The sequence below is a fragment of the Bradyrhizobium sp. 6(2017) genome, from assembly GCF_011058295.2.
GTDB lineage: Bacteria > Pseudomonadota > Alphaproteobacteria > Rhizobiales > Xanthobacteraceae > Bradyrhizobium > Bradyrhizobium septentrionale.
In genome coordinates, this window is the sequence record NZ_CP049289.2 from 3,240,217 (window position 1) to 3,255,433 (window position 15,217).

Below are 15,217 nucleotides of genomic sequence, written 5' to 3' on the forward strand. Positions count from 1 at the left end.
AGAAAACGCAACAATGAGTGGGCCAAACCCACGCGGGAGGACCGATGCGCGCAGCGATCTTCAGGAACGGCGAGATTGTCGTAGGCACGATGCCGGAACCGAAGCCGGGCGCAGGCCAAGTGCTGGTCAAATCGCTCGCCTGCGGCATCTGCGGTTCCGATCTGCACGCGCGCAAGCACGCCCACCGCATGGTGGAGCTGAGCAAGTTCCTTCCGGGACGTACGCCGATGGATCTGTCGCGCGACGTCGTGTTCGGCCACGAGTTCTGCTGCGAGATCCTCGATTACGGCCCTGATACCACGCGCAAGCTGAAGCCCGGCACGCGCGTGTGCTCGCTGCCGGCGGTGCTGACGCCGGAGGGCCCCAAGGGCATCGGCTATTCCAACGACTATGTCGGCGCCTATGCCGAGCAGATGCTGCTCAGCGAGCCGTTACTGCTCGAAGTGCCGAACGGGCTTGCCGCCGAGCACGCGGCGCTGACCGAGCCGCTTGCCGTCGGCGTGCATGCGGTGGCGATGGCCAACATCAGAGGCGGCGAGGTGCCGCTGGTGATCGGCTGCGGGCCGGTCGGCCTTGCGGTGATCGCAGCGCTGAAGATCAGGGGGATCGGCCCGATCGTTGCGGCCGATTATTCGCCGGCGCGGCGCCTGCTCGCCGAGAAGATGGGCGCCGATGTCGTGGTCGATCCGGCCAGGACGCAGCCCTATGCGAGCTGGGCCGAGCACGCCCAGATGACGGAAGCGGAGAAGGCCGCGCGGCCGCCGATGCAGGCGCTATTGCCGCCGCTGAAGCCGGCGCTGATCTTCGAATGCGTCGGCGTGCCCGGCGTGCTGCAACAGCTGTTCGAAGGCGCGCCACGCAGCGCCCGCATCGTCGTGGTCGGCGTCTGCATGGAGACCGACAAGTCCGAGCCGATGCTCGGCATCATCAAGGAGCTCAACGTCCAGTATGTGCTCGGCTATACGCCGGAGGAGTTTGCTTATTCGCTGCGCCTGATCGCGGAAGGCCAGGTCGATGCCGCCTCGCTGGTCACCGGCCGCGTCGGCATCGACGGCGTCGCGCAGGCCTTTGCCGATCTCGCCAATCCCGAGGCGCACACCAAGATCCTGGTCGAGCCGTGGCGGTAAGCTTTGGCGGTGAGCCCGATTTTGTAGGGTGGGTTAGCCAACGGGTCCGCGCAAGGCGCGGCCCGATGACAGGCTCCGCGTAACCCACCATCTTTTCGCGGCACGAAGTCGGTGGGTTACGCCTTCGGCTAACCCACCCTACACACCGTTGCTCAGGCACGCGGTTTGCATTTCATGACACCGAACCTATAGTTCGTTGTCCTTGGAAGTCTGACAGTACGCACCGCATGCGCGTTTCAATCATCACGGGAGGCGGCTCCGGCATCGGCGCCGCGATTGCACGCCGACTCGCCGGCCCCGATCAGGGTCTGATGCTGCACGGACAGGGCGCCGAGGCGGCCGGGCTGGCGCGGCTGAATTTGGTTGCGGAGGAATGCCGCAGCAAGGGCGCCAAGGTCGAGGTCGGCACAGGCGATCTCGCCAGGGCCGGCGCGGGCGCGGCACTGGTCGCGGCAGCGCGCACAGCGTTCGGGCCGATTGATGCGATCGTGCACGCTGCAGGCTTTGCCGACCGGCGCGACTTCGCCAGCCTGCCGCGCGAGGCGCTGGAGCGCGCCTTTGCGGTGATGGCGGCCGCATTCCACGAGATCGCAGCGGCCGCGCTGCCCGACCTCGCGCGCAGCGCAAAGGGCCGCGTCGTCGCGGTCTCGAGCTTCGGGCCGCATCGTTTCGTGCCCGGCGCCACCTATCCGGGATCGGCCGCCGCCAAGGCCGCGCTCGAGGTGCTGGTGAAGTCGCTCGCCATCGAGCTCGCTGCATCCGGCGCCACCGCCAACGCCGTGATGCCCGGCTATACCCGCAAGGATCCCGGCCTGTTCGGCGCGCTTGACAGCGCGACCTGGGAGCGCGTGGCAAAAGCCAATCCGATGCAGCGCCTCGCCGAGCCGGACGAGGTCGCCGCCGTCGTCGCATTCCTGCTGTCGCCGGAAGCAGGCCACGTCACCGGCGCCACGCTGCCGGTCGATGGCGGCCTGACCTTGATGTGACGGGATGAGCGAGGGCGTTGCTGCGCAACAAGCTGACGTCGTCGTGCTCGGCGCCGGCATGGTCGGCGTCTCGGCAGGCCTCGCCGCGCGGCAACGCGGGCTCTCCGTCATCGTCGTCGACCGCCGCGAGCCGGGCAGTGAAACCTCCTATGGCAATGCCGGCATCATCTCGTCGGGCTCGATCCTGCCACTCAACACGCCCTCGCTGCTGAAGAACCTGCCGAAATATCTCACCAACACGCATCCGGCGCTGCGCTGGAATCTGCCGTGGGCGCTCGCCAATGCCGGCTGGGTGATCCGCTTCCTCGCCGCCGCCGTGCCGTCGAAGACCAGGCCGCGCGCCGCCGCGCTGCACGGCCTGATCGGCACCTCGCTGCAACTGCATCGCGACTGGATCCTGCAGGCCGGCGCCGGGCATCGCATCCGCGAGACCGGCTGGCTCAAGGCCTGGCGCAACGATGGGCTCGCGGCCGCCAGGGCCGAGCAGGCGGCGCTCGCCGAATTCGGCATCCGGAGCGAGGTGCTCGACCGCCAGGCGATCTCCGCGCTCGAGCCTGGCATCATCCCTGCCTACAGCACCGGCCTGCTGCACACCCAGACGGCATCGGTGGATTCACCAGGCGCGGTGGTGAAGGCTTATGCGCAGATGCTCGCCGGTCACGGCGGCACATTCAGGCAATCCGAGATCCGGCGGATCGAGCAACACAACGACGGCTGGCGCGTGCAGCTTGCCGACGGCGAGATCGCCGCGCGCCATGTCGTGGTCGCGCTCGGCCCATGGTCGGCCGAATTGCTGCGGCCGCTCGGCTATCGTGTGCCGCTGGCGTTCGAGCGCGGCTATCACCAGCATTTCGTGCCGAACCCGGAACGCAAATTGCTGCGGCCGATCCATGATGCGGAGGGCGGTTTTCTGATGACGCCGATGGAGCAGGGCATTCGCGTCACCAGCGGCGTCGAGCTCACCGCGCGCGACGCGCCGTCGAATTATGCGCAGCTCGAGGCCGTGGTGCCGATGGCGCGCAGCGTGGCCGAATTCGGCGATGCCATCGGCGAGCGCTGGCGCGGCGCGCGGCCGACATTGCCCGACAGCCTGCCGATGATGGGCGAGGCGCCGCGGCATCGCGGCCTCTGGCTCGCCTTCGGCAACCAGCATATCGGCTTCACCACCGGCCCCGGAACGGGCGCCGCGGTTGCGGCGATGATCGCGGGCGATGCGCCGCCATTCGAGGTGAAGGCGTTCTCGCCGGACCGGTATATCGCGTGACTCGCGCGAGGCCGCCTGCGATGCTGAGGCGTCCAAAGCGTTTTCGAGCGAAGTGGGCACCGGTTCGCGTGAAGAAAACGCATCAAAACTAGAGTCAACCGAGGGGCAGGATGAACTACGTTTGGGATTTCGCGATCCTTGGCAAGTACAGCCATCTGTTCTGGCTCGGGCTCGGCTGGACCATGGCCTATACGATCGGCACGATCATCCTGGGGACATTGATCGGCCTGATCGTCGGCATGCTGCGGCTGCGGCGGATTCCCGTGATCGACTGGCTGCTGATCGCCTATATCGAATTGTTTCGCTGCACGCCGCTGCTGGTGCAGATCATCTGGTTCTACTACGCGTTTCCGGTCGTGATTGGCGTCAACATCCCGGCGCATGTCGCGGCCGTCAGCGTGCTGTCGCTCTATGGCGGCGCATTCTATGCCGAGATCGTGCGCGGCTCGATCGAGAGCGTGCCGGCCGGACAGTGGGACGCCGCGAAGGCGCTCGGCTTCCGCGGCTGGCGCTTGATGCGGCTCGTGATCCTGCCGCAGGCGCTGAAGCCGATGATGGCGCCTTACGTCAACCAGTCGGTGACGCAGCTGAAGAACACCTCGCTGGTCTCGATCATCGCGGTGCCCGACCTCGTCTACAACGCGACCCTGATCAACGCCGACACCTACCGGCCGCTCGAGGTCTACACCATCGTGGCGCTGATCTATTTTGCGATCCTGTTCCCGTCGACGCTGGTGGCGCGGCGGCTGGAGCGCGGGCTGACGTACGACAAGGTGTGAGTAGCATCTTAGTTGCTGCGGCATCGGCGGTTCACCTCTCCCGCTTGCGGGGGAGGTCGCTGTGCATCGAAGATGCACTGCGGGTGGGGGCTCTCTCCAAGGAAAGAGCGCCGCTTGTGGCGATACCCCCACCCCGACCCTCCCCGGCAAGCGGGAGAGGGAGCGCAGTGCCGATGTTGGCGCAGCCTTACCTCAAATACTCAACTCCACCGGCACGTCCTCCGGCTTGACGCCGGCGAGGCCGAGGCCCTTGACGAACCATTCGCGCATCTGGCCGATGCCGCGGTTATAGTCGACCCACACCGACAGGAAGTCGCGCCAGCGCTTGTCGCCCTCGCGGCGCACCGCCATGCCGCTCGCGATCGTCACCGAGGGCGAGGCCAGGATCTTGTAGCTGCCGAGATTGGGGTTCTTGGCGATCGCGGTCAGGCCGAGCACCAGCGCGTTGACTACGCAATCGACGCGGCCCGACGACATTTCCAGCATCACCTCGTCGCGCGACTTCAGCGATTTGATGGTGGCGTTCGGCGCAAAGCGCCGCGCCACCGCCTCGTTGGCCGAGCCGACGTCGACCGCGATCCTGACCTCCGGCTTGTTGATGTCGGCCCAGGTCTTGGCCTCCAGCCCCTTCTTCAGCATCGCGCCGAACGGATGCGGGAACACCAGATTGGTGAAATCGACCACCAGTGCCCGCTGCGGCGTCGGGTTGAGCGCGAAGCCGAGATCGATCTTGTTGGCCTGCAGATCGAGAATTGAATTGCCATAGGTCGATTCGACATACTCCAGCTTGACGTCGAGCAGCTTTGCCAGGTCGTTGGCCATCTCGATCGAGAAGCCGGACCAGGTGCCGGAGGCGAGATCCTTGTTGAAATAGGGCAGCTCGCCCGGCAGTACGGCGATCCGCAGCACCTTGTTGGCGCGGATACGGTCCAGCGTGTTGTCGGCAGGTGTCTGCGCCGCGGCCGGGGTTGCCAACGCGGCGACCAGCGCGGCGCCACTGCCGATCCCGAGCGCATAGCGCAGCGCGTCACGGCGATCTTCGGAAATTGTGATGTCGTCGGATTGAGTCAAGCGGGCCTCCCTGCACCAGATCGGGGAAGCCTAGCGTCGGGATTTGGCCACAGCAATAGTGCGGGCCTGCGCCAATAGTAGGCGAGGCGAGGGCGCGGTTGCCTATGTTCTGAACTTCACCTCTCCCGCTTGTGGGGGAGGTCGAATAAGGCCTCGAACCGCGCCCTTTGGGCTTAGCAACGATAGGTCATGTTCGCCCCTGTGACCGAAGAAAAGAAAACGGCGGGGAAGCTTAGTTCGGCGACCCAATCGAGCACTTGGTTGTCGGTCTGGGTTTCGGGGCTTGAAAGGTGTGGAAACTGAAAAAGGACCGTCCCGTGAATATCCAAAAGAACGAGACGATCGATGACCCAAACATCACCGTCGTCAGTTGAGAAAAATTTCGCCAACAATTCTGCTGTTCCGTCAGAACGAAGCCTGAGCGTTGGGCCGTTGTTCAGGGTGCCGTTCAAGAAGCCGGACAGCTTGCAATCGCCATAACGGATAGGCGCGCTCCAACTGAGGTCAAGGGTTTGGACAGCATGTGTCGCAACACCCTTATGAGTTTCCGGCTGGTCGGTCGATGAACTCTTGCTTTCGCGATGTTCCTTCAACATTGCCTACGCCTCCTTTTAGCCCGCGAATTGCGGACAACCTCTGGTTTAAGGTGGGCGTGCAAGAAGACCAGTGAGCTGCCTCACAATCTACGATCGCGATTTAGTGATCTTCCCCGGGGGGCGGGCGCGCATGTGGTTAGATCAATACCGTCCCGGCACATACATCTCCGGCGGGATCGGGCCGCGGTGATAGTCGGGGTTGCGCACCCGCGGCGGCAGCACGACCGGCTGGTGTACGACCTGCTGATACGGGATCTGGTCGAGCAGATGCGAGATGCAGTTGAGCCGGGCGCGCTTCTTGTCGACGGCGTCGACGATCCACCACGGCGAGTCCTGCAGATGGGTGCGCTCCAGCATCGTCTCCTTGGCCTTGGTGTAGAGCTCCCAGCGGGTCCGCGCCTCGACGTCCATCGGGCTCAGCTTCCACTGCTTCAGCGGGTCATGGATACGCATCGAGAAGCGGAACGCCTGTTCCTCGTCGGTGATTGAGAACCAGTATTTCAACAGGATGGTGCCGGAGCGGATCAGCATGCGCTCGAATTCCGGCACCGAATTGAAGAATTCCTCATACTGCTCGTCGGTGCAGAACCCCATCACCTTCTCGACGCCGGCGCGGTTGTACCAGCTGCGGTCGAACAGCACCATTTCGCCGCCGGCCGGCAGATGCGACACGTAGCGCTGAAAATACCATTGCGTACGTTCGCGCTCGTTCGGCGCCGGCAGCGCGGCGACACGGCAAATGCGCGGGTTGAGCCGCTGGGTGATGCGCTTGATGACGCCGCCCTTGCCGGCGGAATCGCGACCCTCGAACAGCACCACGACCTTCTTCTTCTCGTGCTGCACCCAGTCCTGCAGCTTCACCAGCTCGCCCTGCAGCCGCAGCAATTCGCGGAAATAGATCTTGCGGTCGATCGACGGATGTCCAGCGGCCCCGTCATGGTCGAGCCCGTTGAGCCTGTCGTCGTCGAGCTCAAGCTCGAGTTCCTCATCGAGGCTGTCGGCCATCTCCTGGTGGATGCGGGCGCGCAAGGCTTCGTCGTGCAAGGCCTCGTCACGCAAGGCTTCATCTCGGGAGGCTTCGTCGGTGAGGTGGGGGGCGGTCATGCAGGTCCGTCTTTCAGTGTGTTAGATGGATCGACGGAAGCATTGACGGGCGATGTTACCCCTCTATGACAATGGCATGACCGCTGTTTCACGCAGGCGGCGGGACTGTGCTAACAAGCGCCGACAACAATGGGAGACGCCGATGATTTCGCTCACGCCAAAAGACGTCCTGCCGGAGGACGCGACCGCCGGCACGCTGGTCGGACGGGTCTGGCTGCCGCAGGCCGGCGGCCCGGCCGTAGTCGCGGTGCGGACGGACGGCGTGTTCGATGTCACGGCACGGTTCCCGACGGTGAGTGCGCTGTGCGAGGAGAGCGATCCCGCCGCGGCGCTGCGCGCGACCAAAGGCGAGCGGCTCGGCGATTTCGACGCGATCCTCGCCAACACGCCGCCGGATCGCCGCGACGGCGCAAAACCGCATCTGCTCGCGCCGATCGATCTGCAGGTGCTGAAGGCCGCCGGCGTCACTTTCGCGATCTCGATGCTGGAGCGCGTGATCGAGGAGCGGGCGCGCGGCAATCCGTCCTCGGCGGAAGCGATCCGCACCGAGGTGGTGCGGCTGGTCGGCGACGATCTCTCCAAGCTGAAGCCCGGCTCCGAGCAGGCGATGAAGCTGAAGCAGGTGCTGATCGACCAGAACGCCTGGAGCCAGTATCTGGAGGTCGGCATCGGCCCGGACGCGGAAGTGTTCACCAAGGCGCCGACGCTGTCCTCGGTCGGCACCGGCATGGATGCCGGGCTGCATCCGAAGTCGACCTGGAACAATCCGGAGCCGGAGGTCGTGCTGATCGTGTCCGGCGCCGGCAAGATCGTCGGCGCCGCGCTCGGCAACGACGTCAATCTGCGCGATTTCGAAGGCCGCTCGGCGCTGCTATTGTCGAAGGCCAAGGACAACAACGCGTCCTGCGCGATCGGCCCGCTGCTCAGGTTGTTCGACCAGACCTTCTCGCTCGACGACGTCAGGAAGATGGATGTCGGCCTGACCGTGAAGGGCGCGGACGGTTTCGTGCTCGAAGGCCATTCCTCGATCTCAAAGATCAGCCGCGACCCGACCGATCTGGTCGCCCAGACCATCGGCCCCGTGCACCAATATCCCGACGGCTTTGCGCTGTTCCTCGGCACGATGTTCGCGCCGGTCAAGGACCGCGACGCCAAGGGTGAGGGCTTCACCCACAAGCGCGACGACATCGTCACCATTGCCGCGCCCCAGCTCGGCAAGCTCGTCAACCGCATGCGCGGCAGCGACGAATGCGAGCCCTGGACCTTCGGCGTCGGTGCGCTGATGAAGAATTTGGCACAGCGCAAGGTGCTGTAGGGCGCGGGCAGAGCGTAGGGTGGGTTAGCCGACCACGTCCGCCGTAGCTCAACGAGCGAAGGCGGAAGGCGTAACCCACCATCTTCGCCGCGAGCGGCACGGTGGGTTGCGTCTCCGGAGACGCGCAGCGCAAGCGCACTCAGCCCGAACATGTTCAGAAACCTGCGCGGCAGGTCGATCGTGTGCTGCAACTTGAGCGCGCTGCGCGCAGCGAAATTTGGATTGCCACTTTTTCCCGATTTGTGTGATCTGCTTCACGCTCGCCGGCGCATGATCCGTGTCAGCATATCGGCTCGGACGCGAACAGAAGGAGTCGCGGACATGCGCGAATGGTCAAAGGGACTGCCCGATTGGCTTGCAACGGATATGCTGGTGATTGCCGTCGCATTGGCCATCATCGTGACCGGCGTGTGGATCGCGCCGTAGCTGGGCTGTTGCGCCGTGTCGGTCTCGGCGCTGGCGTGCCCCGGTCACGGACAGACTTCCTCGTTGAAGCCGCCGGACTGCTGCTCAAGATGGCAGCCTTTCCTCACCGGGCGACAAGGGACGCCGTTCTTGCAAAAGATCTGGCCCGAGGGCTGGTCCTTCGCCTGCTGCTTGCGCTGTGCGACAGGCTTCTTGTTGTCTGGTGGATCTCCGGCATTTTGTGCGGTTGCCGCCGCGGTTGAGGCGAGGGCGACGACAATCATTGCGGCCATTGACGAGGCTTTCACGGCGGTTTCCTCCAGGTGTCCGGGAGACCAATGCGGGGGGATCGCTCGCGACCATATCGCAAATCCCGTGAAGGCGCCCGGTGGACAACGGCTCCGGGCTGCTTCCGGGGTTGCACCTCGACCTCTCACAACAACTGCTGCGGCGTATGGGTCCCGGCCTTCGCCGGGACGACGGTGTACATTTTGGCGCGACCGATGGCACCATTCAGATGCAAGCGACACTCACACCGGCAGCGCGGTCGAGTACTTCACCTGGCTCAGCGCAAAGCTCGACTCGATCGAGGCGATGCCGTCGAGCCGGGTCAGCTTGTTCTTCAAAAATGCTTCATAGGAGGAGAGGTCGGCGGCGACGACGCGCAGCAGATAGTCGCGGTTGCCGGTCATCAGGTAGCACTCGAGCACCTCGTCCCATTTCGAGATCGCGCGGGCGAAGCGGTTGAGATCTTCCTCCTTCTGCCGCGCCAGCTTGATTGAGATGAAGACCGAGACATGCAGCCCGATCGATTTCTGATCGACGGTTGCGATGTAGCGAGAGATCACGCCGCGTTGCTCGAGCAGCTTGACCCGGCGGTGGCAGGGCGACACCGACAGCCCGACCTTGTCGGCCAATTCCTGCATGGTCATGCGGCTGTCGGTCTGGAGCAGACTCAGGATCTTGCGGTCGATGGCGTCGAGGGCAGGCATTGAGATGAACTCGTTGGTTGCGGCCGGATCGTGGGAATTTATCCCAATTTTTTCTGTGTTGTCGCGTGGAATTGAGATTTTCGCCGGTCCCCGCGGCAGTAATATCGGAGATATCGCCCGGAGCATCGCCAGGAACATCGTCATGGGAATCGCGCCTGAACGCCTCGATATGCTCACAGCCCTGGCCCGCAAGGTGCTGTGGCTGTCGTCATGGACCATCCACCACGCCAACCATGTCAGGCAAAATAGCGACGGGTTGAAGGTCGGCGGTCACCAGGCGTCGTCGGCTTCGCTCGCCAACATCATGTCGGCGCTGTATTTCTCGGTGCTGCGGCCGCAGGACCGCGTCGCGGTGAAGCCGCATGCGAGCCCGGTGTTCCACGCGATCCAGTATCTGTTCGGCCACCAGACCCGCGACAAGCTGGAGAATTTCCGCGGCTACAAGGGCGCGCAGTCCTATCCGTCGCGCACCAAGGACGTCGACGACGTCGATTTCTCCACCGGCTCGGTCGGCCTCGGCGTGGCGCAGACTTTGTTCGCCTCGCTGGTGCAGGATTACGTCAAGGCGCATGGCTGGATGAAGGACCGGCCTGAGGGCCGCATGATCGCGCTGGTCGGCGACGCCGAGATGGACGAGGGCAATATCTTCGAGGCGCTGCTGGAAGGCTGGAAGCACGGCCTGCGCAACACCTGGTGGGTGGTCGACTATAACCGCCAGTCGCTCGATGCCGTGGTGCGCGAAGGGTTGTGGGCCAAGTTCGAAACCATGTTCCGCAATTTCGGCTGGGACGTGGTGATCGTGAAGTACGGCAGACTGATGCTCGAGGCGTTCGCCGAACCGGGCGGCGAGGCGTTGCGGCGCTGGATCGACAATTGCCCGAACCAGATGTACGCGGCGCTCTGCTTCCAGGGTGGTGCTGCGTTCCGCAAGCATCTGCACGACGATATCGGCGACCAGGGCGAGGTGACGGCCCTGATCGATCGCCGCAGCGACGACCAGTTGCTGGCGCTGATGTCGAACCTCGGCGGCCACGACATGGCGAGCATGATCGAGGCCTTCGAGGCTGTCGATCACGACCGCCCGGTCTGCTTCATCGCCTACACCATCAAGGGCGTCGGCCTGCCGATGCAGGGCCACAAGGACAACCACGCCGGCTTGATGACGGTGGCGCAGATGGAGAGGTGGCGCGCCGCGCAGAACATCCGCACCGGCCATGAGTGGGACAAGTTCGAGGGCCTGTCGCAGGAGCCGACGAAGCTCGAGGCTTTCCTGTCGGAAGCGCCGTTCAACCGCGAGGGGCGCCGCCGGCTGTCGGCACCTGAAATCGACTTGCCGGAGCGGCTGGCGTTCAAGGCCTCGGCGCAGATGTCGACGCAGCAGGGCTTTGGCCTCGTGCTTCACGAACTGGCCCGCGGCGACAGCGAGCTGGCCTCGCGCATCGTCACCGCGTCGCCCGACGTCACGGTGTCGACCAATCTCGGCGGCTGGGTCAACCGCCGCGGCCTGTTCGCGAAGGCGGAGAACCACGACCTGTTCCGGCAGGAGAAGATCCCATCCGCCTTCACCTGGGAATATTCGCCGAAGGGACAACATCTCGAGCTCGGCATCGCCGAGATGAATTTGTTCATCATGCTCTCGGCGCTTGGGTTGTCGCACCAGATCAATGGCGCGCGGCTATTGCCGGTCGGCACGCTGTACGATCCCTTCATCGAGCGCGGCCTCGATGCGTTGAACTATGCTTGCTACCAGGACGCCCGCTTCATGGTGGCGGCGACGCCGTCGGGCATCTCGCTGGCGCCGGAAGGCGGCGCGCATCAGTCGATCAAGACGCCGCTGATCGGTCTAGGGCAGGACGGACTCGCCTCGTTCGATCCGGCCTTTGTCGATGAACTTGCCGTGATCATGGGCTGGGGCTTCGGCCACATGCAGCGCGAGGGCGCCGAGGGCGGTTCGGTTTACTTGCGACTCTCGACGCGAACGCTGGAGCAGCCGCAACGGATCATGACGCCGGACCTGCAGCGCGACATCACCGACGGCGCCTACTGGATGCGCAAGCCGGGTCCGAACTGCGACATCGTCATTGCCTATACCGGCACCGTCGCGCCGGAGGCTATCGAGGCGGTCGGCCTGATCGGCGAGAGCCACCGCGACGTCGGTCTCCTGGCGGTAACCTCGGCCGACCGGCTCTATGGCGGATGGTCCGCCGCACGGAATTTGCGGCGCGACCGCCGCGGCGTGCAGCATTTGAGTCACATCGAGCGGATGCTGGCGCCGCTCGGCCGCGACTGCGGCATTGTGACCGCGATCGACGGCCATCCGGCCTCGCTCGGCTGGCTCGGCAGCGTGCGCGGCCACCGCCTCGAGGCGTTGGGTGTCGAGCAGTTCGGCCAGACCGGCACGATCGGCGACCTCTATCGCCACTACGGCATCGACGCCAACGCCATCATCGACGCGGCGGAAAGCCTCTCCGTCGGTGCGCCGGTGCGGCATCGCAAAATGGCGGTGTGAGGCGTTGCTGGCTCCCCATCGTCGTCCCGGCCTAGTGCGCAATTGCGCACGGGGAGCCGGGACCCATAACCACGAATGGGCGTTGTGAACGCGACTCGTTGCCCCAGCCTTCCACCGCATCAACATCGGTGGTTATGGGCCCCGGCTTTCGCCGGGGCGACGGTTGAAGCCTTGCCAGCCGCTTGCCTCGGACCTTATATCTCGCGGGCGCGCACGAGCCGCGTCCCGCATATGGCGGGTTCAATTCGCCGGGCTTTCGTGCAAGGATGCCTGCCGAACGCTTTCGTTCCCCATTCCATACGCCCCGTACAAGAGGTTTCCGATGGTCAATCGCATGCAATTCTACATCGACGGCGCCTGGGTCGATCCGGTCGTCAAAGGCAAGTCCACCCCTGTCGTCAATCCGGCGACCGAAGAAGCGATGTATGAGATTGCGCTCGGCTCCAAGGCCGATGTCGACAAGGCAGTCGCCGCCGCCAAGCGCGCGTTCGAGACGTTTTCCCAGACCAGCCGCGAAGAGCGCGTCGCGCTGCTCACCAAGGTCATCGAGGTCTACAAGGGCCGCATGAAGGAGATCGGCGCCGCCGTCTCCGACGAGATGGGCGCGCCGCTGCCGATGGCGGAGAAGCTGCAGGCCGGCGCCGGCCTCGGCCATCTCATGAACACCCTCGAAGTGCTCAAGAAGTACGAGTTCGAGGAGACCATGGGCACCGCCGTGATCGTGCGCGAGCCGGTCGGCGTGATCGGCATGATCACCCCCTGGAACTGGCCGCTCAACCAGATCGCCTGCAAGGTCGCGCCTGCGCTCGCCGCCGGCTGCACCATGATCCTCAAGCCGTCGGAGTTCACCCCGACTTCGGCGCTGATCTTCGCGGAAATCCTCCATGAAGCCGGCGTGCCGAAGGGCGTGTTCAACCTCCTCAACGGCCTCGGCCCGGAGGTTGGTGCTGCGATGAGCGAGCACCCGGACATCGACATGATCTCGTTCACCGGCTCGACCCGCGCCGGCGTCGACGTCGCCAAGCGTGCAGCACCGACCGTGAAGCGCGTCAGCCAGGAGCTCGGCGGCAAGTCGCCGAACGTGATCCTCGAGGGCGCCGACCTCGCCAAGGCGGTGACCGGCGGCGTGATGCACATGTTCAACAACTCGGGCCAGTCCTGCAACGCACCGTCGCGCATGATCGTGCCGCTCTCCAAGATGAAGGAAGTGGCCGCGATCGCGAAGGGCGTCGCCGACAAGACCAAGGCCGGCGATCCGCGTGCCGACGGCACCACGATCGGTCCGGTCGTGAACCGCGGCCAGTGGGACAAGATCCAGGCGCTGATCCAGAAGGGCATCGACGAGGGCGCAACGCTCGTCGCCGGCGGCCCGGGCCTGCCTGAGGGCGTCAACAAAGGCTTCTATGTCCGTCCGACCATCTTCGCCGACGTCACCAACGACATGACGATCGCCCGCGAGGAGATCTTCGGACCGGTGCTGACCATCCTCGGCGCCAAGGACGAAGCCGAGGCAGTGAAGATCGCCAACGACACGCCCTATGGTCTCGCCGGTTACGTCTCGGCCGACTCCGTGGAAACCGCGCGCCGCGTCGGCCGCCAGATCCGCGCCGGCAACGTCAACCTGCAGGGCGTGCCGAACGAGCGCTCTGCGCCGTTCGGTGGCTACAAGCAGTCCGGCAACGGCCGCGAGTGGGGCCGCTACGGTCTGGAAGAATATCTCGAGGCCAAGGCCGTCGCCGGCTACAACGCCGCGTAAGCCGATCCACGAGTGACACGATTTCTGGCGCCGGGGCGGATCACCGCTCCGGCGTCAGACGTTTTGGAAGGTAGAAGTTTTTATCGTCGTCCCGGCGAAGGACGGGACCCATTACCACAGGCCTTCGTTTTGCGAAGATTGCGGCCCCACCTGCCAATCCAAGATCCATCGGTGGTTATGGGTCCCGGCTCCGTTCGCAATCGCGCACTCGGCCGGGACGACGAAGGAGACTTAACCGCCGAGCGCGCCTTGGGTGTTGACGTAGAGCGCATAGATCGACTGGCTCGCCGCCATGAACAGGCGGTTGCGCTTGACGCCGCCGAAGCAGAGGTTGGCGCAGCGTTCCGGCAGCGCGATGCGGCCGATCATGACGCCGTCGGGCGCGAACACCACGACGCCGTCGAGCTCGGGATCACCCATGCCCCAGCCGCACCACAGATTGCCGTCGATGTCGCAGCGCATGCCGTCGGGCGTGCCGGGGCCGGCATCGATGAAGACGCGCTTGTTGGAAATCGTCGTGCCGTCGGCGGAGACGTCATAGGCTAGGATCTTGCGGTTCGGCTCGCCGCGGGATTCCACGACGTAGAGGATCTTCTCGTCCGGCGAGAAGCACAGCCCGTTCGGGCCGAGCACTCCCTCGGCGACGATGCTGGCCTTGCCGGTCGCGGGATCGAGCCGGTAGACGTTGGGCGCGATCTCGGGATCGGCCTTGTAGCCCTCGTAATTGCCGAGCAGGCCGAAGATCGGATCGGTAAACCAGATCGCACCGTCGGATTTCACCACGACGTCGTTCGGCGAGTTCAGCCGGTTGCCGCCGAAGGAGTCGATCAGCACCGTAATCGATCCGTCATATTCGGTGCGCACCACGCGGCGGCCGCCATGCTCGCAGGTGATGAGACGGCCCTGGCGGTCGCGGGTGTTGCCGTTGGCGAAGTTCGACGGCTTGCGGAAGATGCTGACCGCGCCGGTCTCTTCCTCCCATTTGAGGATGCGCTGGTTCGGGATGTCGCTGCACAACAGATAGCGGCCGTCGCCGAACCACACCGGGCCTTCGGCCCAGCGCAGGCCGGTGGCGATGCGCTCAATGGCGGAGAGTTTCAGCCAGTATTTCTCGAAGCGCGGATCGAGCGCATGGATCGCGGGATCGGGATAGTAGGTCGCAGGACGCCAGCCGGCGGAATGGACATCGGACATTTGCTGTTCTCGTTGTTGTGTTTCGATGGTGTTTCCTTGAGCGCATGGTTTGCTATCATTGTCGGCCTGCGACCGCAATTCGGTCCAATGAATCACTTGGGCGAACAGGAAAGACGAGG

At 64.7% G+C, this 15,217-nt stretch carries 13 protein-coding genes; 7 read left to right on the forward strand and 6 right to left on the reverse strand.

The window, feature by feature from the left end; translation table 11 throughout:
• Positions 1–44 precede the first annotated feature (44 nt).
• From G6P99_RS15145 to G6P99_RS15160, 4 genes are all read left to right on the forward strand, one after another.
• Complete coding sequence (locus G6P99_RS15145; RefSeq protein ID WP_029078138.1) at positions 45–1,127, forward strand: zinc-binding dehydrogenase; 1,083 nt, start codon at positions 45–47, stop codon at positions 1,125–1,127.
• A gap of 227 nt (positions 1,128–1,354) precedes the next feature.
• Complete coding sequence (locus tag G6P99_RS15150; protein WP_165128659.1) at positions 1,355–2,113, forward strand: SDR family NAD(P)-dependent oxidoreductase; 759 nt, start codon at positions 1,355–1,357, stop codon at positions 2,111–2,113.
• A 4-nt stretch (positions 2,114–2,117) separates the two neighbouring features.
• On the forward strand, positions 2,118–3,377 hold the full coding sequence (locus G6P99_RS15155) for an NAD(P)/FAD-dependent oxidoreductase (RefSeq protein WP_165128661.1): 1,260 nt from the start codon (positions 2,118–2,120) through the stop codon (positions 3,375–3,377).
• A 110-nt stretch (positions 3,378–3,487) separates the two neighbouring features.
• Positions 3,488–4,156, forward strand: coding sequence for an amino acid ABC transporter permease (locus G6P99_RS15160; protein WP_029078136.1), 669 nt, complete (start codon positions 3,488–3,490; stop codon positions 4,154–4,156).
• Between the two features lie 192 nt (positions 4,157–4,348).
• On the opposite strand, the gene G6P99_RS15165 is transcribed toward G6P99_RS15160, so the two are convergent.
• From G6P99_RS15165 to ppk2, 3 genes are all read right to left on the reverse strand, one after another.
• Positions 4,349–5,227 carry a transporter substrate-binding domain-containing protein gene (locus tag G6P99_RS15165; protein ID WP_029078135.1) on the reverse strand — a complete coding sequence of 293 codons (879 nt, stop codon included), beginning with the start codon at positions 5,225–5,227 and terminating at the stop codon, positions 4,349–4,351.
• Positions 5,228–5,400: 173 nt separating this feature from the next.
• Positions 5,401–5,823 (reverse strand): DUF6294 family protein, encoded by a 423-nt coding sequence (locus G6P99_RS15170; RefSeq protein ID WP_029078134.1) that lies wholly within the window; start codon positions 5,821–5,823, stop codon positions 5,401–5,403.
• A 141-nt stretch (positions 5,824–5,964) separates the two neighbouring features.
• Positions 5,965–6,828 carry a polyphosphate kinase 2 gene (ppk2, locus tag G6P99_RS15175; protein ID WP_051345996.1) on the reverse strand — a complete coding sequence of 288 codons (864 nt, stop codon included), beginning with the start codon at positions 6,826–6,828 and terminating at the stop codon, positions 5,965–5,967.
• Between the two features lie 241 nt (positions 6,829–7,069).
• On the opposite strand from ppk2, the gene G6P99_RS15180 reads away from it, so the two are divergent.
• A complete protein-coding gene (locus tag G6P99_RS15180) occupies positions 7,070–8,242 on the forward strand; it encodes a fumarylacetoacetate hydrolase family protein (RefSeq protein WP_029078132.1) in 1,173 nt (390 codons plus the stop codon).
• Between the two features lie 470 nt (positions 8,243–8,712).
• Here the strand turns inward: G6P99_RS15180 and G6P99_RS15185 are convergent, their stop codons facing one another.
• Together G6P99_RS15185 and G6P99_RS15190 are read right to left on the reverse strand one after the other, a co-directional pair.
• Positions 8,713–8,955, reverse strand: a complete 243-nt coding sequence (locus G6P99_RS15185) for a hypothetical protein (RefSeq protein WP_165128663.1) — start codon at positions 8,953–8,955, stop codon at positions 8,713–8,715.
• A gap of 222 nt (positions 8,956–9,177) precedes the next feature.
• The gene (locus G6P99_RS15190) at positions 9,178–9,639 is read right to left on the reverse strand and encodes an Lrp/AsnC family transcriptional regulator (protein ID WP_029078130.1); all 462 of its coding nucleotides are present in this window, start codon (positions 9,637–9,639) and stop codon (positions 9,178–9,180) included.
• Positions 9,640–9,781: 142 nt separating this feature from the next.
• Here G6P99_RS15190 and G6P99_RS15195 point away from each other — a divergent pair, with 142 nt between their 5' ends.
• On the forward strand, positions 9,782–12,148 hold the full coding sequence (locus G6P99_RS15195; RefSeq protein ID WP_029078129.1) for a transketolase: 2,367 nt from the start codon (positions 9,782–9,784) through the stop codon (positions 12,146–12,148).
• A gap of 322 nt (positions 12,149–12,470) precedes the next feature.
• Positions 12,471–13,904: an aldehyde dehydrogenase family protein gene (locus G6P99_RS15200; protein WP_029078128.1), complete on the forward strand. Its 1,434-nt coding sequence runs from the start codon at positions 12,471–12,473 to the stop codon at positions 13,902–13,904.
• Between the two features lie 231 nt (positions 13,905–14,135).
• On the opposite strand, the gene G6P99_RS15205 is transcribed toward G6P99_RS15200, so the two are convergent.
• Positions 14,136–15,098, reverse strand: coding sequence for an SMP-30/gluconolactonase/LRE family protein (locus tag G6P99_RS15205; protein WP_029078127.1), 963 nt, complete (start codon positions 15,096–15,098; stop codon positions 14,136–14,138).
• Positions 15,099–15,217: the final 119 nt, after the last annotated feature.

Coding starts and splice junctions, on each gene's coding strand:
- G6P99_RS15145 (WP_029078138.1), top strand. CDS start 45: ATGCGCGCAGCGATCTTCAGGAACGGCGAGATTGTCGTAGGCACGATG.
- G6P99_RS15150 (WP_165128659.1), top strand. CDS start 1,355: ATGCGCGTTTCAATCATCACGGGAGGCGGCTCCGGCATCGGCGCCGCG.
- G6P99_RS15155 (WP_165128661.1), top strand. CDS start 2,118: ATGAGCGAGGGCGTTGCTGCGCAACAAGCTGACGTCGTCGTGCTCGGC.
- G6P99_RS15160 (WP_029078136.1), top strand. CDS start 3,488: ATGAACTACGTTTGGGATTTCGCGATCCTTGGCAAGTACAGCCATCTG.
- G6P99_RS15170 (WP_029078134.1), bottom strand. CDS start 5,823: ATGTTGAAGGAACATCGCGAAAGCAAGAGTTCATCGACCGACCAGCCG.
- ppk2 (WP_051345996.1), bottom strand. CDS start 6,828: ATGGCCGACAGCCTCGATGAGGAACTCGAGCTTGAGCTCGACGACGAC.
- G6P99_RS15180 (WP_029078132.1), top strand. CDS start 7,070: ATGATTTCGCTCACGCCAAAAGACGTCCTGCCGGAGGACGCGACCGCC.
- G6P99_RS15190 (WP_029078130.1), bottom strand. CDS start 9,639: ATGCCTGCCCTCGACGCCATCGACCGCAAGATCCTGAGTCTGCTCCAG.
- G6P99_RS15195 (WP_029078129.1), top strand. CDS start 9,782: ATGGGAATCGCGCCTGAACGCCTCGATATGCTCACAGCCCTGGCCCGC.
- G6P99_RS15200 (WP_029078128.1), top strand. CDS start 12,471: ATGGTCAATCGCATGCAATTCTACATCGACGGCGCCTGGGTCGATCCG.
- G6P99_RS15205 (WP_029078127.1), bottom strand. CDS start 15,098: ATGTCCGATGTCCATTCCGCCGGCTGGCGTCCTGCGACCTACTATCCC.